We start from the raw sequence: 20,890 nt of genomic DNA, 5'->3' as shown, positions 1-20,890 counted from the left end.
GCTATTCAATGTGCCGCAGGGACCGGCGGCCAGGAAGGCACGCCGGTCCGCTTGGAACGAGTTACTCGAGGTCGCCGAGTTTCGCATCCATCTTCGGCGCGGAGAGCCACTGCCCCACGTCTTCGCCGATGGCCTTTGCCGTGCGAACGAGCACGGCGCAGTTGCCCTTGAAACCGCCGAAGGCACCGCCCATGGAGGTGCGGCGGTCCTTGAAGCTGGCGACGACGGCGCCGTCCTGGTAAAGCTTGCCCTTCACGGTCATCGCCTTGCGGTGTCCGATGAAGGCATTGCCATCCGCTATGACGTCACTGATTTCCATGCGCAGCGCCTTGCCGGCCTGGCTCTCGGAGACCTTGTCGGCGAACGTGATGGCGATACCGGACTCCTTCGCCTTCGTCGCAACGGCGTCAGGCAACTCGTTCTCGAGCTTGCACTCGTCGAGAACCGCTTTCGGTACATCGGCATCTTCATCGAAGCTAACGGGCTTCTGCACGGTCACGCTGTCAGCGGCGAACGCCGCCGGTGCAGCGGCGAGCATGAACAGCGCGGTATAGGTCCACTTCCCCACTATCGTCTCCCTTGACGTGTTCCCGCCGACCACGCGTCGGCGGCGCATTATGGCGTAGCGCGGACATGAACATAAGGCGCCTTCCTCTACAACGCGTAAGGGGATGTCGCCCCGTCGCAGGGCAGACTGTTATGGCTCTCGTGCCTACGTAGACTTCGGGCCGGCCCGCGTTCATCCAATCGGCGGCCGCCCTACGACACAAGGACATGTCATGCAAAAACTATTGTTCGCGACCGCGGTCGCGCTCTCCTCTTCCCTCGCCTCGTTCGCAGCGCCTGCCGCCGATGCCAGCAGTGGGGCATTCGTGCACGCAGGCATGGGCAAGACGCGCTATGTCACTGGGGTCAAGCCGTTCAACGGAAAGCAAGGCGCTAGTTTTGACCTCCTGGGTGGCTATCGTTGGGGCCTGGGCCGTGACTTCGCGTTGGGTGGCGAGGCTGGCTTCGCTCAGCTCGGCTCCGTCGACCACCGGTTTCCGGCGGTCGGCAAGAAGCTGTGGGCCACACAGAACCTCATGCAGGCAAGCGCCTGGTTGGCCGGTGTCAACGCCAAGTGGAGCCTGACCGAGCAACTTTCCCTGGTCGGCCGAGTCGGCATCGCCCATGTCAAAACCCGCTTCTCGCATCGCCCCGCCGGAAGCAAGAGGGCGACGCAACGGGAATCCATCCAGAGCCGCACGCCGTACTTCGGCATTGGCATCGGCTACGCCGTGACGGAGCACTTCGATCTGACGCTTCAGGCCACTCGCTACAGTAGCCAATCCATCAGGACGAAGCGCTCAAGCAAGATCGGACTCGGGTGGAGTGCAACCACGTACAACGCCGGCATGGAATATCGCTTCTGATGCGCTCCGGATTGCCGGGGCGCTCATTCCGGTCCGACGACTTTCCCGACAGTGTATCCACCGCGGGCATTGCCCGATTCCACCGTGGGCAGACGGAGCGATAAACCGTTTGCCGTCACTTCGTGTAGGGGAATGTCGCGCTGTGTGGCTAGCGCATGCCATTGGCTTTTCACGCACATAGACTCTTGCCTCCCGCACCCCTTCCGTTGCGGGCAACACTTTCGACACAAGGACATGTCATGCAGAAGCTACTACTCGCTGCCGCCGTCGCAGCCGCAACCTCTCTCACGTCTTTCGCCGCAGCCGCCTCCGACGCGGCCCCGAACGGAACGTCGCCGAGTGGCGCCTTCATTCATTTCGGTATGGGCAAGGTTCGCCAAAGTGGCGACATCCGAAAATACGACAACAGGAAAGCACGCAATATCGATCTCCTGGCAGGCTATCGCTGGGGGCTTTCCAACAACGTCGCACTGGGCGTCGAGGGCGGCTTGACGGGGCTCGGCCGGGGCGAACAAAAAAGAGCGTCGTCCGCCAACGGCAAGCCGGGTGCGCAGACCCGTTTCGGCAATGCGCTATGGCTCCTCGGCGCAAACGGCAAATGGAACGTGACTGAAGAGTTCTCCCTGATCGGACGGGCCGGCATCGCGTACTCGGTGGCGGTGTTCGAAACCCGCGAGGCCGGTAGCAAGAAGTGGCGTAACAGGGAGACCGCCACGCGAGGTACCCAGTACATCGGCGTCGGCGTCGGCTACGCCCTGACCAATCACCTGGACCTGACCCTGCAAGGCACGCGCTACGCCACGACGACGTTCAAGGCGAAGAACGGAAAGAAGGTGAGCTCCGGCGGCAGCACGATCAACGCCGGCGTCGAGTACCGCTTCTGACGACGGGCCGGAGGCGGCGCGCCGCCTCCTATCAACCCAGGCGCATCCTAGGAAGGGGCGAGAGCGAGGCTCCCGCCCCTTCCATCATTCCTCGCGACATACCACGGCGGTTCTCCCGTCATTCCGCACGCCCGCCGGGCCGACGGGAATCTGCCTGTTACTAGTGAAACCGCCACTGCTGTTACCCGATGCGATGAACGCCATGCTCTCATCGACATCCGGATCGACGCTCGGAGCGAACTGCAACGATGTTCCCGCGCATAGATTGCCGGGCGGAACGGTCACGGCGCGCGAGTCCGTGCCCAGTCTCACGTTGACGGTGACAGGGTATGACTGGCGTCCGGATAGCGTAGCGGTCACCCGCACGTCCTGACGCTCGGACGGCCCCCGCGAATCCATTGGAGGCTGACTTTCGACCGCGATGCCGGGCCAGTGAGACGCGTGCTGGGCCATGCCGACCGAAGAACGCGTGAATGCCACGTCAGTCAGGAAAAGCGTACCCGGCTCCTCGCGGTCGATATCCAACCGCCGCAGGTGCCTCAGATCGATTCCCCGGAACCTGGCCAGCGGCACCTGCACGGCCTGAAGCAATGACGTCCCTATCCCATTGACTTCGGGGAGCGCGCCGAGCGTTGCGTGTGCTTGGGCATCGAGTTGAACGCTCGCCCGCCGCCCCCAGCGATCATGCAGCGTCAGACGCATGCCGCCCGGAGCGCTCAGCCCCGTCATGACACGCATGCTGAGCCTTTCCATCCGGCCGGTACGGCGCGATTGCCGGGGCAACATGACGCTCAACGTTCCCGCGCCAGCCCAGTCGACCCGGAGCATCGTTCCGCTCTCGCCCAAGCCGCTCGACCAATGCGGCTGGCGGACATCGATGGCCTCTTCTTCCCTGCGAGGGCAATCGTCAATGTCCACCGCCGCCTCCGCGCACCAGCGGGCCTGGACACCGCCCCCGGCACGCCAGTCACCCAGACGCAGGGCAGCCGTCAAGACATCGAGGCGATCTTCGCTCGGCAGCACGGGAACGGATCGCACGTCGGCACGCGGGAGCCCGCGTAAGCTCGCGGACGTGCCGTCGAACAGGGGAAGGAAGCGGCCTTCCCGCCCCAAGGTCAGGCGGAACCACGCCGCCATGTACCCAGCCCCGAGATGCTCCTGTTCAGCCTGGGTGAGTCGCGTGGAGCGACCGACACCGCAGGTCGCGTCGTCGGCAAAATCGCTTGCGAGCTCCACGTCGTCACCACCATGCCCCTCTTCCGACCAGACGCTGTTGTAGAAGTTATGGTTGGCACCCATCATCAAGACGGTGGTGCGGAGCGCGGAATCTCCGAATGCGTGCGCGCCATCATCGACGAAGGCCTGACCCTCCAGGGTGGAGACATCGCCGTCGCAGTAGGGAAGCACCGACGCCATTGGCACCCCCGGAATACTGCTTCGCTCGTTCACGGACGCCAGGGGCATTAGCGACCGAATACCAAACGGCGAGCCACGCTCGGCGTTGAGCAAAGCGGCACGCACAACGCCTTCGCCGCCACGTGAATGCCCCATGAGTCCGATCCTTTGCATATCGAGCCGTCCATGCAATGCGCGTAGCGATTCCACTCGGCCCGCATTGGCCTTGCGCAGCAAGTCCAGGTGCTGGAGGACCAGTTCCCCGCGCGCGATGTACTGATCGCCGCCGACCTCTTCCACGTCCAGGGCATTGATGCCGTTGGCGGAGATCGAAACCACGACGTATCCATGGCTGGCAAGGAGCTCGCCTGCGCCCGCATAGCCTTGGTAGCTCGAAACCGGCATGGACGGGGCAGGACACGGCCAAACGGTCCCTTGCACATCGATATCGTCCACGGGCCAACACGTGGGGTGTTGCCCATGCAACAAAACGACGACAGGATGTCGCCTGCTGCTACCGCGAGGCATGTAGACCGCGGCGCGCAACTCGCCCTTCGCGGCGAGCGGCGCGATGGGCACTACCTCGTCCCCAAAATCGTAGTCCGCCCGGCGTACTTTCCACGGACCCAGCCTATTGGGATCCAACCGGATATCTTTTCGAGGGGCTGGCGACGGGGGCGGACGTACCGGTACGTCTCGCCGGATGCGCCGGCCATCCTTGCGCTCAGTAAGCAGCGAGTGGCCGGCCCAACTCGCGTGGACCTGGGAGAACGTTCCGGACATGTCGTCGGCTACCGCGGCCACCAATCGCCGACGTCCCGCGGATACCCTCGCCGGCAACTCAACGCCGTCCGCTACCACGACTTCCCTGGCACTACGCTTGGGCATGGGTCGCGATAGAGACACGACCAGTTGCCGCCGCCCATCAGTGGATTCTTCGACGACCCATGTGGCGTTCCCCTCGGCAGCCGATGCGCTACCCGCCATGCACAGCAGCGCCGCGGCAATGACCCTCTTGTGACTCAGCACGATGCATCTCCTTATGCGTCCCTGATTGTCAGGACAATCCGCACAAGGGTAGGCACGGGCCTCGACACACGCCCTAGGTCAAGTCCGGTTTACGTGTAGGTCGTTTCTTTCATTCTGCCGATGAACCTTCTCGGTTCAGCTTGCTGTGCCGCACGCCATACGTGAAGTAGACGATCAGCCCGAGCGCCATCCAGATGGCGAAGCGCTCGAAGGTGATCCACGGCAGGCCCCAGATGAGCGCCAGCGAGAACAGGATGCCCAGCGGCGCCACGAACCAGACAGCCGGCGTGCGGAAGTTGCGCTTCAGGTCCGGCTTGCGCACGCGCAGCACCAGCACCGATGCGCAGATGAGGATGAAGGCGCTGAGCGTGCCGATGTTCACCAGCTCGGCCACTTCGCCGATCGGAAGCAGCCCGGCGACGATGGCGGTGAAGATGCCGAGGATCATCGTCGGACGCGCGGGTGTACCGAAGCGCGGATGCACCCGCGCGAACCACGCCGGCAGCAGGCCGTCACGTGAAAGCGCGAACCAGATGCGCGCTGCGCCGAGCATGAAGGCGAACAGCACGCTGATGACGCCGATCACCGCGGCAACGGCGATCACATTGCTGATCCACGGCAGGCCGATCGCATTGAATGCGTCGGACACCGACGCTTCGCCGCTCAGCGTGGCATAGGGCACGATGCCGGTGAGCACCAGCGACACGGCGATATAGAGCACCATCGCCACGGCGAGCGACAGCAGCACGGCGCGCGGCAGGTCGCGTTGCGGATTGCGCGCCTCTTCAGCGGCGGTGGTCAACGTGTCGTAGCCGAACACGGCAAAGAAAACCACGCTCGCGCCGGTAAGCACGCCGTGCCAGCCGAAGTGGCCCACGCCCTTGTCGTCGAAGATGCGCTCGGGGATGAAGGGGTGCCAGTTCGCGGTATTGATGAAGAACGCGCCGACGCCGATCACGAGCGCGACGCCCAGGACCTTGATGCCGACGATCACCGTATTGAGCCGCGCGCCCCATTCGGTCTTTACCGAGAGGAGGATGGCGACGAGTAGCGAAATACCGGCGGCGATGACGTTGAAGCGGTGTGCGTCCGTGGGCGCGGCCACCGGGCTGGCAGAGTGGACACCGATCGAGCCGAGGGCCTGCTGCCAGAAATACTTCATGGTGTCGGCGCTCATGCTTTTCTGCGCCCACTCCGGCAGGTGCACGCCGGCCGTGGCGAGCAGCACCTGCACATAGCCCGACCACCCGATGGCCACCACGGCGACGACGAGGGCATATTCGAGCAGCAGGTCCCAGCCGATGATCCAGGCCGCCCCTTCGCCCAACACCGCGTAACCGTACGTGTACGCGCTGCCCGTCACGGGGATCAGGCCGGCGAACTCGGCATAGCAAAGCGCCGCACAGGCGCTGCCGAAGCCGGCGATGATGAAGCTGAGCGCCACCGCCGGGCCGGCATTGAGCGCCGCCTGCTGGCCCGCCAGCACGAAGATGCCCACGCCGATGATCCCGCCGATGCCGATCGCGGTGAGCTGCCACAGGCCCAGCACCCGCCGGAAGTCCTTGCGCTGGCCGACCTCGGCCTGGAGCTGTTCGACGGACTTATGACGGATGAATTTCGCTAACGACATCGGGAGACCCTTGGGGCTGGCTGACGGGCGATCATAGCGGGGCGGCCCTGGAGTGTCGTCAGACCCCGATCGCCGATGTTCCCGCTCGTGGCCTCACCGCCCGTCGACAGCCTTGCGCCCCAATGCCGGATCGTCGGTGAAAAAGGCGTCGATGCCGGCGGCGAGGTAGGCGCGTATCTCCGCCACCGACCCCGCCTCGTTACGGCTGTCGTCGGCACCGTTACGGAAATTCTTGGCGAGGAAGCGGTTTTCGGGACGAAAGGTATAAGGATGGACTTCGAGTCCCGCCGCATGGGCGTCGCGCACCAGGGAGGTCGGCAGGGCGAGGCGACCGTCGGCGCCGAGGGGGATGATGCTGCGGATGGACGGACCGATGGCATCGGCGTAGCTAGCGATCGCCTTAAGACCGGCTGGCGTCATCATTTGCCCATACGTCGTCGCCGGCGCGTCGGCAGGATGTTCGCCGGAGGCGTCAAGCAACTGGAGCAGGCGCACGTTCGGGTGGTCCTTCCCGAGCTTGCCGCGGAGGTACGTGAGATTGCCCACTTCGAAGGACTGGATCTCGACCGGCGCCGTGCGCGTATAGGCGTGGGCCGCGAGCGTCGCCAGGACCTTGTCTTCCATGGGCAGGCCGATCCCGCGGAAATACGTGGAGTGCTTGATCTCCGGAATGATGCCGATGACGCGCCCGCTCGCGGACGCCTCCGCGGCGACGAACTCGATCATCTCGTCGAAGGTGGGCACGTCGAACTGCCCGTCGTACGCCGCGCTCGCCTTGCGCACGGCGCCGAGTCGTTCGCGGGCCCGCAGCGTCTTCAGTTCCGCCAGGGTGAAGTCCTCGGTGAACCAGCCGCTGACCCCGGCGCCATCGACCGTCTTCGTGGTGCGCCGGGCGGCGAATTCCGGATGCGCGGCGACATCCGTCGTGCCGCCGATCTCGTTCTCATGGCGGACCACGAGTACCCCGTCCTTGGTCGATACCAGGTCGGGCTCGATGACATCGGCGCCGTCATGGATCGCGACCGCATAGGAAGCGAGCGTGTGCTCCGGTCGCAGGGCGCTCGCACCCCGGTGGCCGATGACGAGAACCTTCGCGGCGATGGGCGCCACCGGTGCGGCGGGCGTGGGCATCGGGAACGCTCCAAGGATGAAGACCAAGGCGCACGAGGATAGGGCAAACGGCTTCATCGTAAGTTTTCTCGCCGGTATGGACTTAGGTGGCGTGTAGGTGGACCGCCTGGGTCGCGGTAGGTAACGTCATGCGTTTCTGCTAGTTTCGCGCCCCTGATCACGTTCCCACCGGACACCACGATGCTCAAGCCCTTCGCCCTCGCCGCGCTTTCGGCCGCCCTGCTCGCCGCGTGTGCTGGCGCTCCCGCCGGAAAGTCCGCCCCGGCCGGCGCCGTGCGTGACGGCGCGACGCTCGACCTGGCCATCCTGGAAACCACCGACGTCCATTCGAACATCCTGTCCTACGACTATTACAAGCAGAAGGACGATCCGACGCTCGGCTACGAGCGGGTCGCCACGCTGATCCGCCAGGCGCGTGCCGAGTTTCCGAACACGGTGTTGTTCGATAGCGGCGACACGATCCAGGGCACGGTTCTGGCCGATTACCAGGCGCTGGTCAAGCCGCTGGGATGTGACTCGGAACTGGCGATCTATAAGGCCATGGACGCGGTGGGCTACGACGGCGGCACCGCCGGAAACCACGAGTTCAACTACGGCCTCCCCTTCCTCGCGCAGGTCACCAACACCGCGATGAACGTGGACGGTGTCGAAGCGCGCCAGTGTGCCGGTCCAAAGTTCCCCCTCGTGCTGTCCAACGTGTACAGCGCCCGCGACGGCAAGCCGATCTTCAAGCCGTGGACCATCGTGAGCAAGACGGTCACCGCGGTGGGGAGCGACGGCAAGCCCGCGTCCGCCACGCTGAAGATCGGCATCATCGGCTTCACCCCGCCGCCGATCCTCGACTGGGACAAGCGCAACCTGGCCGGCAAGGTCACCGTCGCCGGCGTCGTCGAAGCGGCGAATCGCTATATGCCGGACGTGCTCGCGCAAAAGCCGGATCTCGTCGTCGCGATCCTGCATGGTGGCCTCAACACGGCACCGTACACGCCGCAGATGGAGAACGGCGGCTGGTACCTCGCCGGCGTGCCCGGCATCGACGCGCTGCTGCTCGGACATTCGCATACCGAGTTTCCCGGGCCGCGCTACGCGGACATGAAAGACGTGGACGCGAAACGCGGCATCGTTCGCGGCGTGCCGGCCGTGATGGGCGGCTTCTTCGGGAAGGACCTCGGCGTGATCAACATGACGCTGCGCCGCGAGAACGGGCGCTGGGTCGTGGAGAAGGACAAGAGCCACAGCCAGGTGCGTCCGATCTGTCCGAAGAAGAACGAATGCGTGGCGCCAGACCCCGCGATCGCTCCGATCGTGCGCGACGCGCACGAGGCCGCGATCGCTTACGTGAATACGCCCATCGGCGCCACGGATCATGCGTTGACCAGCTATTTCGCCGACGAGGGCAACATGTCCGCGCTGGCGGTCGTGAATGCCGCGCAGATCGACTACGCACGCGAGGAACTCGCTCGGAGCCGTCCCGAATTGAAGGACGTACCGATCCTGTCGTCCGCTTCCGCCTTCCGCACCGGCTTCGGCGGACCGGAAGATTTCACCGACGTGCCAGTAGGCCCGATGACGATCCGGAACGCCGCGGACCTCTATTTCTACCCGAACACGCTCGCCGCGGTGAAGACGAACGGCGCGGGCGTGAAGGCGTGGCTAGAGAAAGCGGCCACGCGTTTCAATCGCATCGATCCGGCGAAGGACGGCGAGCAGGACCTCATCGGCAAGCTGCCGGGCTACAACTTCGACCAGATGCAAGGTGGCATCACCTACACCATCGATGTGTCGAAGCCCGAGGGCCAGCGCATCGGCAACCTGCGCTACAAGGGCAAGCCGGTGAAGGCCGCGCAGTCGTTCATCGTGGTGACCAACAACTATCGCGCGAGTGGTGGCGGCGAATTCCCCGGCATGAGCGGCGACAACATCGTGCTGAGCGCGCCCGATGGCAATCGCGAGGTGGTTATCAAGTGGGTCGAGGGCAAGAAAAGCCTCACCCGCAAGGACGTGGAGAAGCGTTCCTGGCGATTCGCGCCGGTGAACGTCAAGGGTCCCGTCATCTTCACGTCGGCCGCGGGCAAGGAAGACCTCGCGACATCGCTGGGCCTCCCGATCCGTCAGCTGCGCGACAACGGCGACGGCACCGCGGTGTACGCCGTGGACTTGTCGAAGCGCTGATTTCCTACTCGTGGGAAACGCGCTCCTATAGGCCGAATGGCCGGGCCATGGGCGCTTGACACGTCCCTCGGCCTGGCCCTAACGTCGGGCCATGTATTCGAACACGCCAGCGCTGCGCTCCATCACGGCCCTTCCGGCCGGCACGCCCGCGTTCCTGTCCACCACCGCGACGACGACTACCACGACCACTACCCTGGTCGGAGGATCGGAGTTCGCGCGCGCCTAGTTCCTTGTCGCTGCCGGCCCCGACCTCCCGCAGGACGGGACCGGCGCCGAAGCTCAAAGCCGACTCCACCTGACGCGATGTGAAGGGCCTCTTACCGGAGGCTTTTGCCATGTCCATCGCCATCGCACCACCCTGTTCGCCCTTGCGTGCCGCGCCCGTGCGCGCGGTCGCGCCGCCGTTCGTCGTGCACGTCGGCATCGTCGGCCCCGGCAAGGTGGGCAGCGCGCTGCTGGCGCAGTTGCGGCTTGCCGCACCACGCCTGCTCCGCGACTGCCGCCTCGAATTACGCCTGCGCGCGGTGAGCGACAGCCGCCACATGTGGCTGGACTGCGACGACGAGGCCCTCAATGGGCGCACGCATGGTGCGCAGACCTGGCGCCCGGCGGAACTCGACGAATTCGCGGCATACGTCGCAGGCGATGGCGGCGGCCCCGCCGTGCTTGCAGACTGCAGCGCCAGCGACTTCGTCGCCGACCGTTACGCGGGTTGGCTGGCGGCAGGCATCCACGTGGTGACGCCGAACAAGCGCGCCGCCAGTGGCCCGCTGGAACGCTGGCGGCGAATCGGCGCGGCGGCGGGAGCGAGCGGCGCACGGTTGCACTACGAGGGGACGGTCGGTGCCGGACTTCCGGTAGTGCATACGCTTCGCGACCTGCTCGACACCGGCGATGAACTGGTGTCCGTCGAGGGCATGCTCTCCGGCACCCTGGCCTGGCTGTTCCATCGCTTCGATGGCTCCCTCCCCTTTTCCGCCCTGGTTCGCGAAGCGCATGCCCTGGGTTACACCGAGCCGGATCCACGGGACGACCTGTCCGGCATGGACGTCGCGCGCAAGCTCGTGATCCTCGCCCGCGAGGCAGGGCTGCCGCTCTCGCTCGAGGATGTGCGCATCGGCGGGCTCGTGCCTGACGCCCTGGTTCACGGTGACCGCGAGATGTTCATGGACCACCTCGAGGCGCTCGACGCGCCGATGGCGGCCCTGCTTGCCCAGGCGCGCGCGGCCGGTGGCGTCCTTCGCCACGTGGCCCGGCTGCACGGCCGGAAGGCCTCGGTCGGCGTCGAGGCGGTGGCACCCGATCATGCCTTCGCCCATGCCCGCCTCAGCGACAATGTGGTCCGTTTCACCACCCGCCGATACTGCGACAATGCACTGGTCGTCCAGGGACCGGGTGCCGGTCCCGACGTCACGGCGGCGGCGGTGTTCGCCGACCTGCTGCGCGTGGCGGGCGCGATGGGAGTAAAACGGTGCGCATGCTGAAAGAAGAATCCTCGTCGCTCGTCCGTACGGATCTCGCCGTCGCGGAGGCGTACGCCAGTGTCGGCAACGTCGGCATCGGCTTCGACATCCTCGGGCATACCGTGGCGGGTGCCGGCGATCGCGCGGAAGTGCGCCGCATACCCGAGCGGGAAGTGCGTATCGCCGCGATACGCGGCGTCGTCACCGACCTGCCGCACGACGCGCCCGCCAACACCGCCGGCGCGGCGCTGCTGTCGATGATGCGGGGCCTCGACCTGCCCTTCGGCTTCGAACTCATCCTGCACAAGGGCATCGCGCTCGGCTCGGGCATGGGTGGCTCGGCGGCGTCCGTCGTGGCCGCCGTCGTCGCCGCGAACGCACTGCTCGACGAGCCACTGCCGCGCGAAGCCCTGTATCCGTTCGCGCTCGACGGCGAAGTCGTCGCCAGCGGCAGCCGGCATGGCGACAACCTGGGGCCGATGCTCATCGGCGGGCTCGTGCTCGCCACCCACGCTCGCCTCGTGCGCATCCCCGTGCCCGCCGAGTGGCACTGCGCGCTCGTGCACCCACACGTGGTACTTGAAACACGCCGGGCCCGGGCGGCGCTGGCCGGGCACTACGCACTCGACGAGTTCGTGGCGCAGAGCACGAACCTCGCGCTGGTGCTCGCCGGCTGCTACACGGGCAACGCGGCGCTTCTACGGGAAGGTCTTTCCGACGTACTGGTGGAACCGCGGCGCGCACCGCTGATACCGGGCTTCGCCCAGGTGAAGCAGGCCGCGCTCGACCATGGCGCCTTCGGTGCCAGCATTTCCGGCGCGGGACCCAGCGTTTTCGGGTGGTTCGCGGACCGCGCCTCGGCCGAGGCGGCGTCGCGTGACATGCGCGGAGCCTTCGCGGCGGCCGGCCATGGCAGCGATGCCCTCGTCGCACCGATCGACGGCCCGGCTGCCCGTCTCCTGTGAGCATGCGTTATGTCAGCACGCGCGGTGGTGCCGCGCCCGTGGGACTTTCCGCCGCCATAGCCGCCGGCCTCGCGCCGGATGGCGGTCTCTACGTGCCCGAACGCATGCCGCGCATCGGTGCGCCTCCGCTGGACGGCTATCTCGCCGGCACCGCCGTGCGCATGCTCGAGCCCTTCTTCGAGGGCGACGCGCTTGCGCCCGAACTGCCCGCCATCTGCGCCGAGGCGTTCGCGTTTCCGGCGCCCCGGCGTGAGCTGCGTATCGACGGGGCACACCTCCTGGAGCTTTTCCACGGCCCGACGGCGGCGTTCAAGGACTTCGGCGCGCGTTTCCTCGCCGCCTGCCTGCGCCGCTTGCGCGGAGCGGCCGACCGCCCCCTGACGATCCTGGTCGCGACCTCCGGCGATACCGGCGCGGCCGTGGGTGCCGCGTTCCATCGCGTGCCGGGCATGCGTGTGGCCATCCTCTACCCCGACAACCGGGTGTCGCCACGCCAGGCCCACCAGCTGGGCAGTTTCGGCGACAACGTGCGCGCCTTGCGCGTCGAAGGCAGCTTCGACGACTGCCAGCGCCTGGTGAAGGGGGCACTGGGCGATGCCGATCTCCAGGCGGCGGTACCGATGTCTTCCGCGAACTCGATCAGCCTGGGGCGACTCCTGCCTCAGATGGCGTATTTCGGTCATGCGTCGCTGCACGCGAACGGCCGCATGCATACCATCGTTCCCACGGGTAACCTGGGCAACGCGATCGCTTGCCTATGGGCACGTGAGCTGGGCCTCCCGATCGGGGACGTCGTCTTCGCCTGCAACGCTAACGACACGCTGCCGGAGTTCTACGCCGGCCTGCCCTACCGCCCGCGCGACGCGGTGTCCACCATCGCCAATGCGATGGATGTCGGTGCGCCAAGCAATTTCGAACGCCTGCGACACCTTTTCGGCAGCGATGAGGCAACGCGCCGGAGCGGTCAGGCCCAAAGCGTGGACGACGCGGAGATCCGCGCCACCATCCACCGCCACGCCGCCAGCGACGGCGAGGTCTTCTGCCCGCATACCGCCGCCGGGGTCCGCGTCTTCGAGCGCCTTCGCCTTGCCGGCGACCGCCGCGAGTGGACGATCGCCGCGACGGCGCATCCGGCCAAGTTCGAGAGCATCGTCGAACCGCTCATCGGTCGGCGTGTGGAGGTACCGGAGGTACTGGAAGCGATGCTTCTGCGACCCGCATCGGCCGAGCCCATGGCCGCGGACGGCCGCACGTTCGCTGATTGGCTGCGTGGATGGTGACGCGATACCACTTGCGCCCAGCCCAGTACGGGGGCCGTTTGCGCCTGCAAACCACCGATTCCCACGTTTAGCCGTCCAGACGTCCTAGGAAATAAGTTTCGAACGTAAGTGTTGACACTCGCCAACGAACTGACTTACGTTCGATCACATGACGCAGCGCAACACCCATGGCCGCTTTGCCCTGAACCGACTTACGTCGGTCTGCGCTGAGCTGCGTCTCGGCAGCGGCCTCCTTCTTATTAACCTTGTACTTATTACCTGCGGAGGTGCGGGCTGAGGGCAAGTGTCCAGGTGAAATAAGAAGCAAACCTGAAGACTCCCAAAGAACCCCGCACCCGGTAACGGATGCGGGGTTTTTTACTGCCCGGCCCGCCTCATTCACGAGCGGAGCCAGACATGAATCCAGCACACCAGGGCAACACGGACGCCGTCGAGAGCGACGTAGGCGAACGCGTGCGCATCTTCGACACCACCTTGCGCGACGGCGAACAGGCCCCGGGCTTCTCGATGGACCGGCGCGCCAAGCTGCGCATGGCGCACGCCCTGGAAGAACTGGGTGTCGACATCATCGAGGCCGGTTTCCCGCACGCCTCGCCCGACGATTTCGCGGCCGTGGCGGAGATAGCGAGGACGCTGAAAACACCCACGATCGCCGCGCTGGCACGATGTCAGGACGTCGACATCGACAGCGCGGGCAAGGCACTGCAAGGCGCCAGGCGTTCCCGGATCCACCTCTTCCTCTCCACCTCTCCCCTGCATCGCGAGCACAAGCTCGGCAAAAGCCGGCAGGAAGTCATCGACATCGCCGCCGCGGCCATCCGGCGCGCCAGTGCCCTCGCCCACGAAGTCGAGTTCTCCGCCGAAGACGCCCTCCGTACCGAACCCGATTTCCTCGCCGAGATCTTCTCCGTTGCCGTGGAATGCGGCGCCAGCGTGCTCAACGCGCCCGACACCGTCGGTTACGTCACCCCTTCCGAAATCCATAGCATGTTCACCTACCTGCGCGAACACGTGCGTGGAGCGGACAAGGCAATCTTCTCGACCCACTGCCACGACGACCTCGGCATGGCCGTCGCCAACAGCCTCGCCGCGATCGCGGCGGGCGCGCGCCAGGTCGAATGCACCATCAACGGCATCGGCGAACGCGCGGGCAACGCCGCCCTGGAAGAGGTCGTGATGGCGCTGCACACGCGTCGGCCCCTCTTCGGCGTCGATACCGGCATCGTGACCCAGCGCCTGTTCCCGACATCGCGCCTGCTCGCGGAAGTCACCGGGCAGGCGGTACCGCGCAACAAGGCCGTCGTCGGCGACAACGCCTTCGCCCATGAGTCCGGCATCCACCAGCACGGGATGCTGAAGCACCGCGGCACCTACGAAATCATGCGGCCGCAGGACGTAGGCGCCAAGACCTCGCTGGTCCTCGGCAAGCATTCGGGCCGTCACGCTTTGCGCCAGCGGCTGGAAGAGCTGGAGTTCGAGATTGACGAGCCCACGCTCGACGCCGTCTTCGAGAGCTTCAAGAACCTGACAGACAGGCAGCGCTCCATCACCAACGATGACCTCGTCGCGCTGATGGACAAGCACCAGAACTATCACCAGACCGCCGCCGTCGCGGTCCAGTCCTAAGGAGTATCCATGGAAGCCCCGACGCACCTCTGGCATAACGGCCGCATCAAGGCCTGGGCCGACGCCACCGTCCACGTGGGCGCGCATGCGCTGCACTATGGATCCTCCGTCTTCGAAGGCGTGCGCGTCTACGCGACACCAGACGGTCCGCGCTACTTCCGCCTGGAAGAACACACCGAGCGCCTGTTCCACTCGGCGCGCGTGTACGACCTCGTCATGCCTTACGACGCGGCCACGATCAATCGCGCCTGTCGCGAAGTCATCGTCGCCAACGGCCTGCGCTCCGCCTATGTACGGCCGATCGTCTTCCGCAGCGGCTTCACCTTCAGCCTGGCACCGTCGCTGGACACGCCGGTCGATGTCGCGGTCATCGCGTTGCCGTGGGGTGCCTACCACGGGGCCGACGCGATCGAGAAAGGCGTCGACGTCTGTGTCTCGTCGTGGAATCGCGCCGCGCCGAACACCTATCCCAGCGGTGCGAAAGCCGGCGGCAACTACCTCAACAGCCAGTTGATCGCTCGTGAGGCGGTGAACGGCGGCTTCGCCGAAGGCATCGCGCTCGGCACCGACGGCTTGCTGAGCGAAGGCGCAGGCGAAAACCTCTTCGTGGTGCGCAAGGGCGTGATCCATACGCCGCCCGCCGCGTCGTCCATCCTCTGCGGCATCACGCGCGACACCGTGCTCACCCTCGCACGGGAGCGCGGTTACGACGTCGTCGAACAGCCCCTGCCACGCGAGATGCTGTATTTCGCCGACGAGGTCTTCATGACCGGCACGGCGGCGGAAGTGACCGCCGTGCGCTCGGTGGATCGCAAGCCGGTGGGCACCGGTCGTCCCGGACCCATCACGCGACAGCTGCAACAGGACTTCTTCGGCCTGTTCGACGGGCGCACGGAGGATCGATGGGGCTGGCTCACACCGGTCGAAGACGCCACCGCGGGGAGGGTCGCCGCATGAGCGCTCGTACCTTGTTCGACAAGCTGTGGGACGCGCACCAGGTGAAGGCGGAAACGGAAAGTACGCCGGGCGTCCTCTATATCGACCTGCACCTCGTCCATGAGGTGACCTCGCCGCAGGCGTTCGATGAATTGCGCGGCCGTGGCTTGAAGGTGCGTCGTCCCGATCGCACGCTGGCCACCCTGGACCACTCCACGCCGACGTTGCCGCCGGATGCGGCGGGCAAGCGCCCGTACTACACGAAGGAAGCCGAGGCGCAGGTCGCGAAGCTCGAGGACAACGTGCATGAGTTCGGCATCGACCTCATGGGCTGGGACAGCCCACAGCGCGGCATCGTGCATGTGGCGGGCCCGGAAGTGGGTGCGACGCAGCCCGGCATGACCATCGTCTGCGGCGACAGCCACACCGCCACGCACGGCGCCTTCGGTGCGCTCGCGTTCGGCATCGGCACGACCGAGGTCGGCCACGTGCTGGCCACGCAGTGCCTGCTCCAGCGCAAGCCCAAGTCCTTCGCCATCCATGTGGACGGCGCGCTGCAGACGGGCGTCACCGCCAAGGACCTCATCCTGCACATCATCGGGCGCATCGGCATCGGCGGTGGCACGGGCCATGTGATCGAGTACACCGGCGAAGCCATCCGTGCGCTGTCGATGGAAGAGCGCATGACGGTGTGCAACATGTCCATCGAGGCCGGCGCGCGCGCCGGCCTCATCGCGCCCGACGAAACCACCTTCAGCTGGCTGGCCGGCCGGGAGCGCGTGCCGAAGGGCGAGGCCTGGGACCGCGCCGTCGCGCATTGGCGGACGTTGCCGAGCGACGAGGGCGCGTCGTACGACCGCGAGGTGCGTATCGACGCCTCGGCCATCCAGCCGTCGGTCACCTACGGCACGCATCCCGGCATGGTCGTTCCCATCCATGCGCCGGTTCCCGCCGCGGCGGATGCGCTGGAGCAACGCGCCCTCGATTACATGCAGGTCACCGCAGGCAAGCCGATCGCCGGCGAGGCGGTCGATGTCGTGTTCATCGGCAGCTGCACCAACGGCCGGCTCTCCGACCTGCGCGCCGCCGCCGAGATCCTGCGCGGTCGACGCGTGGCCGGCACCGTGCGGATGCTCGTGGTTCCGGGCTCCGAGCAGGTGCGGCGCGACGCGGAACGGGAGGGTCTGCACGAGATCTTCCGCGCCGCGGGCGCCGAGTGGCGTGAGCCAGGCTGCTCGATGTGCATCGCGATGAACGGCGACCTGGCACAGCCGGGGCAGCTCGTCGTCGCCACCAGCAACCGTAATTTCGAAGGCCGCCAGGGCAAAGGCGCGCGCACGGTGCTCGCCAGTCCGCTCGTCGCCGCCGCCTCGGCCATCGCCGGCCGCGTCACCGATCCCCGCGAATACATGAACCAGGAAGCTGCCGCATGAGTCCCACCAGCCGTCCGCTCGCTTACGTGCATTCCCGCACGGCGGTGCTGCGCAACGAGAACATCGACACCGACCGGATCATCCCGGCGCGGTTCCTCACCACCACCGAGCGCACCGGCCTCGGCCGGCACTGCTTCGAAGACTGGCGCTATGCCGCCGATGGCAGCGACGACCCGGCGTTCCCACTGAACGCGCCGCAGGCGCGCGGCTGCAGCATCCTCGTCGCCGGCCACAACTTCGGTTGCGGCTCGTCCCGCGAGCATGCGCCATGGGCGCTGCTGGATTACGGCATCCGCGCGGTCATCTCCAGCGAGATCGCGGACATCTTCCGCGGCAACGCGTTGAAGAACGGCCTCGTCGCCATCGTCGTCAGTGAAGCGGAACACCGCTGGCTGCTGGACAACCCGGGCGTCGAGCTGCGCATCGACATCGCCGAAGGCACGATCCGTCTGCCCGACGGCGGGGTGGTCCGTTTCGACCTCGATGCCTTCTCGCGGCACTGCCTCTTGAACGGCGTGGACCAGCTCGGGTTCCTGCTGCAGCAGGAACGCGACATCGCCGCCTATGAACAACGCACGGAGGAAGCCGCATGAAGGCCTCGATCGTCGTACTTCCCGGCGACGGCATCGGCCCGGAAGTGGCCGCTGCCGGCGTCGCCGTGCTGCGCCAGGTCGCGCAGCGCTTCGGCCACGATTTCACCTTTACCGAGCACGCCATCGGTGGCGACGCCATCGACCGCTTCGGCGACCCGCTGCCCCCCGATACCCGCGCCGCCCTGCTCGCCTCGGATGCCGTGCTGCTCGGAGCGGTCGGCGGCCCGAAGTGGTCGGACCCGAATGCGAGCGTCCGCCCGGAGCAGGGCCTGCTCGCCATGCGCAAGTTGCTCGGTGTGTTCGCCAACGTGCGTCCGCTGAAACTGCATCCACGCACCGCCGCGCTGTCACCGCTGAAGGCGGAGCGCACGAAGGGCGTGGACCTGGTCTTCATTCGCGAGCTCACGGGCGGGATCTACTTCGGGGCGAAGACGCGGAGCGACAGCGACGCCACGGACGAATGCCGCTACAGCGTCGCCGAGATCGAGCGCGTCCTGCGCCACGCCTTCGAGCTGGCCCGGACCCGGCGGCGGAAAGTCACCTCGGTGGACAAGGCCAACGTGCTGGAAACCTCGCGCCTGTGGCGCTCGGTGGCCACGCGGGTCGCCGCCGACTACCCGGATGTCGAGCTGGAACACCAGCTGGTCGATTCGATGGCGATGCACTTGCTGACCCGTCCGGCCGAATACGACGTGATCGTCACCGAGAACATGTTCGGCGACATCCTCACCGACGAGGCCTCGGTACTGGCAGGCTCGCTGGGCCTGTCGCCGTCGGCTTCCATCGGCGGACCGGGCGCCGGCGTGTACGAGCCGATCCACGGCTCGGCGCCGGACATCGCCGGGCAATCGGTGGCCAATCCGCTGGGCACCATCCTCTCGGCCGCCATGCTGCTGCGCCATTCGCTCGGCCTTGCCGAGGAAGCCGCCGTCGTGGAAGCCGCCGTGGACCACGTACTCGAGCACGCCAACCTCACTCGCGATCTCGGCGGCAGTGCCACCACCCATGCCGTCACTCGCGCCGTCCTCGATGCCTGCACCGCCAAAGCGGAGGCCGCATGACCACGAAGAAGATCCCGATACGCACGCTGCGCAGCGACGCGATCAAGAGCGGCCCCGACCGCGCCCCCGCCCGGGCCATGTTGCGCGCGACCGGCCTGGACGATGAGGCGATCGCGCGGCCCATGGTCGCTATCGTCCACAGTTGGTCCAACGTCTCCCCGTGCAACCTCAACCTGCGCGAGTTGGCCGAGGCCGCCGCCGAGGGCGTGCGGGCGGCCGGTGGTACCCCGGTCGAGTTCAACACGATCGCCGTCACCGACGGCATTGCCATGGGCACGCCGGGCATGCGCTCGTCCCTGGTGAGCCGCGAGCTGATCGCGGACTCCATCGAACTCGCGGTGGATGGCCATTGCCTGGACGCCATGGTGGTGCTCTGTGGCTGCGACAAGACCATTCCCGCCGCGGCGATGGCCCTCGCCCGCCTCAACGTTCCCGGCGTCGCGCTCTATGGCGGCAGCATCGCGCACGGCAGCCACAACGGGTGCCCGATCACGGTGCAGGAAGTGTTCGAAGCGGTCGGCGCGCACGGCGCCGGCAAGATGGGCGACGACGAACTCGACGCCATCGAACGCCACGCCTGTCCGGGCGCTGGCGCGTGCGGAGGCCAGTTCACCGCCAACACCATGGCCATGGTGCTGACCACGCTGGGCCTGTCGCCGCTGGGACTCAACGACATCCCCGCCACCGACCCGGCGAAGCGCGACGCCGCGTATCGCTGCGGCCAACTCGCCATGGCGTGCCTCGGGGCGGACCGCCGCCCCCGCGATGTGATGACCCGGACCGCCTTCGACAATGCGGCGCGCATGGTCGCCGCCACCGCCGGATCCACGAACGCCGTGCTGCACCTGCTGGCGATGGCCAACGAGGCACGCGTGCCGTTGTCCATCGAGGACTTCGAGCCCGCGTCCGCGCATACGCCCGTCATTGCCGACCTGAAACCGGGTGGACGATTCAGCGCGGTCGAGCTCACCGCCGCCGGTGGCACGGCGGTCGTCGCCCGCGAATTGCGCGAAGCCGGCCTGATCGCGGATACGCCGACCGTCACCGGGCGCAGCCTGTTCGCGGAACTCGACGCGGCCCCGCCCGCCAGCGAGGGCCAGCAGGTCGTGCGCTCCGTGGCGAATGCATTCAAACCTCGCGGCGGCTACAGCATCCTCTACGGCAACCTCTCGCCCGAAGGCTGCATCCTCAAGCTCGCCGGACACGGCCGCACCAGCCACGCGGGCCCGGCTCGCGTGTTCGAGAGCGAGGAAGCCGCCTTCGCCGCGGTACAGGCGGGGCGTATCCGCGCTGGCGACGTGATGGTGATTCGCAACGAAGGCCCTGCCGGCGGCCCCGGCATGCGCGAGATGCTGGCGGTCACCGCGGCACTCGTCGGCCGCGGCCTCGGAAACGATGTCGCGCTCATCACCGACGGCCGCTTCAGCGGCGCGACGCACGGCTTCATGGTCGGGCATATCGCACCGGAAGCTGCGCGCGGTGGCCCCATCGGACTGCTGCGCGAGGGCGATGCGGTGTTCATCGACGCCGCCACGCGCGAACTCCGCACGGACGCCGACCTCGCCTCCCGCAGGGCGGCATGGCGGCCGACGGCACCGAAGGTCACGCGCGGCGTGCTCGCCAAGTACGCCCGCCTGGTGGGGTCCGCCGCGGAAGGCGCGGTCACCCAGGCGTTCGACGACGCGCCCGTCATCGCATCACGCCCACGCCTCGCGTTCGAAGACGAAGACCTGACCCAGGAGCTGATCGGCAACTGACGACGATGGGCTTGGTGGGAGCCGACGCTGTCGGCGGATCCTGCGAAGCGCATCTTCCGAACCATCCGGCACACCCATCGCCGACAAGGTCGGCTCCCACCAAGCAAACGCACACCACGCTCA

General features: G+C 66.9%; 15 protein-coding genes and 1 pseudogene. 12 read left to right on the top strand and 4 right to left on the bottom strand.

Features of this window, described 5'->3' with window-relative positions:
• Positions 1-61 precede the first annotated feature (61 nt).
• Positions 62-568 carry a hypothetical protein gene (locus ACQKIE_RS17420; RefSeq protein WP_427461464.1) on the bottom strand — a complete coding sequence of 169 codons (507 nt, stop codon included), beginning with the start codon at positions 566-568 and terminating at the stop codon, positions 62-64.
• A gap of 211 nt (positions 569-779) precedes the next feature.
• Between ACQKIE_RS17420 and ACQKIE_RS17415 the strand changes: the two genes are divergently transcribed.
• Positions 780-1,412, top strand: a complete 633-nt coding sequence (locus ACQKIE_RS17415) for an outer membrane protein (protein WP_427461462.1) — start codon at positions 780-782, stop codon at positions 1,410-1,412.
• 239 nt (positions 1,413-1,651) lie between these two features.
• A complete protein-coding gene (locus ACQKIE_RS17410; RefSeq protein ID WP_427461460.1) occupies positions 1,652-2,296 on the top strand; it encodes an outer membrane protein in 645 nt (214 codons plus the stop codon).
• Positions 2,297-2,380: 84 nt separating this feature from the next.
• On the opposite strand, the gene ACQKIE_RS17405 is transcribed toward ACQKIE_RS17410, so the two are convergent.
• From ACQKIE_RS17405 to ACQKIE_RS17395, 3 genes are all read right to left on the bottom strand, one after another.
• The gene (locus tag ACQKIE_RS17405) at positions 2,381-4,147 is read right to left on the bottom strand and encodes a hypothetical protein (protein ID WP_427461459.1); all 1,767 of its coding nucleotides are present in this window, start codon (positions 4,145-4,147) and stop codon (positions 2,381-2,383) included.
• 682 nt (positions 4,148-4,829) lie between these two features.
• On the bottom strand, positions 4,830-6,350 hold the full coding sequence (locus tag ACQKIE_RS17400; RefSeq protein ID WP_427461457.1) for an amino acid permease: 1,521 nt from the start codon (positions 6,348-6,350) through the stop codon (positions 4,830-4,832).
• 93 nt (positions 6,351-6,443) lie between these two features.
• A complete protein-coding gene (locus ACQKIE_RS17395) occupies positions 6,444-7,481 on the bottom strand; it encodes a glycerophosphodiester phosphodiesterase (protein WP_427461455.1) in 1,038 nt (345 codons plus the stop codon).
• A 180-nt stretch (positions 7,482-7,661) separates the two neighbouring features.
• Between ACQKIE_RS17395 and ACQKIE_RS17390 the strand changes: the two genes are divergently transcribed.
• From ACQKIE_RS17390 to ilvD, 10 genes and pseudogenes are all read left to right on the top strand, one after another.
• The gene (locus ACQKIE_RS17390; protein WP_427461453.1) at positions 7,662-9,653 is read left to right on the top strand and encodes a bifunctional 2',3'-cyclic-nucleotide 2'-phosphodiesterase/3'-nucleotidase; all 1,992 of its coding nucleotides are present in this window, start codon (positions 7,662-7,664) and stop codon (positions 9,651-9,653) included.
• A 335-nt stretch (positions 9,654-9,988) separates the two neighbouring features.
• Positions 9,989-11,137 carry a homoserine dehydrogenase gene (locus tag ACQKIE_RS17385; protein WP_427461451.1) on the top strand — a complete coding sequence of 383 codons (1,149 nt, stop codon included), beginning with the start codon at positions 9,989-9,991 and terminating at the stop codon, positions 11,135-11,137.
• A complete protein-coding gene (locus ACQKIE_RS17380; protein WP_427461548.1) occupies positions 11,131-12,081 on the top strand; it encodes a homoserine kinase in 951 nt (316 codons plus the stop codon). Before ACQKIE_RS17385 ends, ACQKIE_RS17380 begins: the two co-directional genes overlap by 7 nt.
• 2 nt (positions 12,082-12,083) lie before the next feature.
• Positions 12,084-13,361: a threonine synthase gene (gene thrC / locus ACQKIE_RS17375; RefSeq protein ID WP_427461449.1), complete on the top strand. Its 1,278-nt coding sequence runs from the start codon at positions 12,084-12,086 to the stop codon at positions 13,359-13,361.
• Between the two features lie 396 nt (positions 13,362-13,757).
• Positions 13,758-14,945: pseudogene (locus ACQKIE_RS17370) on the top strand (2-isopropylmalate synthase); the annotation flags it as partial.
• A gap of 51 nt (positions 14,946-14,996) precedes the next feature.
• Positions 14,997-15,944 carry a branched-chain amino acid transaminase gene (locus ACQKIE_RS17365; RefSeq protein WP_427461447.1) on the top strand — a complete coding sequence of 316 codons (948 nt, stop codon included), beginning with the start codon at positions 14,997-14,999 and terminating at the stop codon, positions 15,942-15,944.
• Complete coding sequence (leuC, locus tag ACQKIE_RS17360; RefSeq protein WP_427461445.1) at positions 15,941-17,356, top strand: 3-isopropylmalate dehydratase large subunit; 1,416 nt, start codon at positions 15,941-15,943, stop codon at positions 17,354-17,356. Before ACQKIE_RS17365 ends, leuC begins: the two co-directional genes overlap by 4 nt.
• Entirely contained in the window at positions 17,353-17,949 is a 597-nt protein-coding gene (gene leuD / locus ACQKIE_RS17355; RefSeq protein ID WP_427461443.1) for a 3-isopropylmalate dehydratase small subunit, read from the top strand. The genes leuC and leuD overlap by 4 nt, the downstream gene beginning before the upstream one ends.
• On the top strand, positions 17,946-19,010 hold the full coding sequence (gene leuB, locus ACQKIE_RS17350) for a 3-isopropylmalate dehydrogenase (protein ID WP_427461441.1): 1,065 nt from the start codon (positions 17,946-17,948) through the stop codon (positions 19,008-19,010). The genes leuD and leuB overlap by 4 nt, the downstream gene beginning before the upstream one ends.
• Positions 19,011-19,036: 26 nt before the next feature.
• Positions 19,037-20,767, top strand: coding sequence for a dihydroxy-acid dehydratase (gene ilvD / locus ACQKIE_RS17345; RefSeq protein WP_427461546.1), 1,731 nt, complete (start codon positions 19,037-19,039; stop codon positions 20,765-20,767).
• Positions 20,768-20,890: the final 123 nt, after the last annotated feature.

The sequence above is a fragment of the Luteibacter sp. NPDC031894 genome (assembly GCF_050273135.1).
Classification (GTDB): domain Bacteria; phylum Pseudomonadota; class Gammaproteobacteria; order Xanthomonadales; family Rhodanobacteraceae; genus Luteibacter.
Note: the sequence above shows the minus strand (reverse complement) of the source record. Positions and strands in the feature narration are given on the sequence as shown.

Excerpts from the sequence above, each read along its gene's own strand:
- ACQKIE_RS17415 (WP_427461462.1), top strand. The coding sequence starts at position 780 with ATGCAAAAACTATTGTTCGCGACCGCGGTCGCGCTCTCCTCTTCCCTC.
- ACQKIE_RS17410 (WP_427461460.1), top strand. The coding sequence starts at position 1,652 with ATGCAGAAGCTACTACTCGCTGCCGCCGTCGCAGCCGCAACCTCTCTC.
- ACQKIE_RS17400 (WP_427461457.1), bottom strand. The coding sequence starts at position 6,350 with ATGTCGTTAGCGAAATTCATCCGTCATAAGTCCGTCGAACAGCTCCAG.
- ACQKIE_RS17395 (WP_427461455.1), bottom strand. The coding sequence starts at position 7,481 with ATGCCCACGCCCGCCGCACCGGTGGCGCCCATCGCCGCGAAGGTTCTC.
- ACQKIE_RS17390 (WP_427461453.1), top strand. The coding sequence starts at position 7,662 with ATGCTCAAGCCCTTCGCCCTCGCCGCGCTTTCGGCCGCCCTGCTCGCC.
- ACQKIE_RS17385 (WP_427461451.1), top strand. The coding sequence starts at position 9,989 with ATGTCCATCGCCATCGCACCACCCTGTTCGCCCTTGCGTGCCGCGCCC.
- ACQKIE_RS17380 (WP_427461548.1), top strand. The coding sequence starts at position 11,131 with ATGCTGAAAGAAGAATCCTCGTCGCTCGTCCGTACGGATCTCGCCGTC.
- thrC (WP_427461449.1), top strand. The coding sequence starts at position 12,084 with ATGCGTTATGTCAGCACGCGCGGTGGTGCCGCGCCCGTGGGACTTTCC.
- ACQKIE_RS17365 (WP_427461447.1), top strand. The coding sequence starts at position 14,997 with ATGGAAGCCCCGACGCACCTCTGGCATAACGGCCGCATCAAGGCCTGG.
- leuC (WP_427461445.1), top strand. The coding sequence starts at position 15,941 with ATGAGCGCTCGTACCTTGTTCGACAAGCTGTGGGACGCGCACCAGGTG.
- leuD (WP_427461443.1), top strand. The coding sequence starts at position 17,353 with ATGAGTCCCACCAGCCGTCCGCTCGCTTACGTGCATTCCCGCACGGCG.
- leuB (WP_427461441.1), top strand. The coding sequence starts at position 17,946 with ATGAAGGCCTCGATCGTCGTACTTCCCGGCGACGGCATCGGCCCGGAA.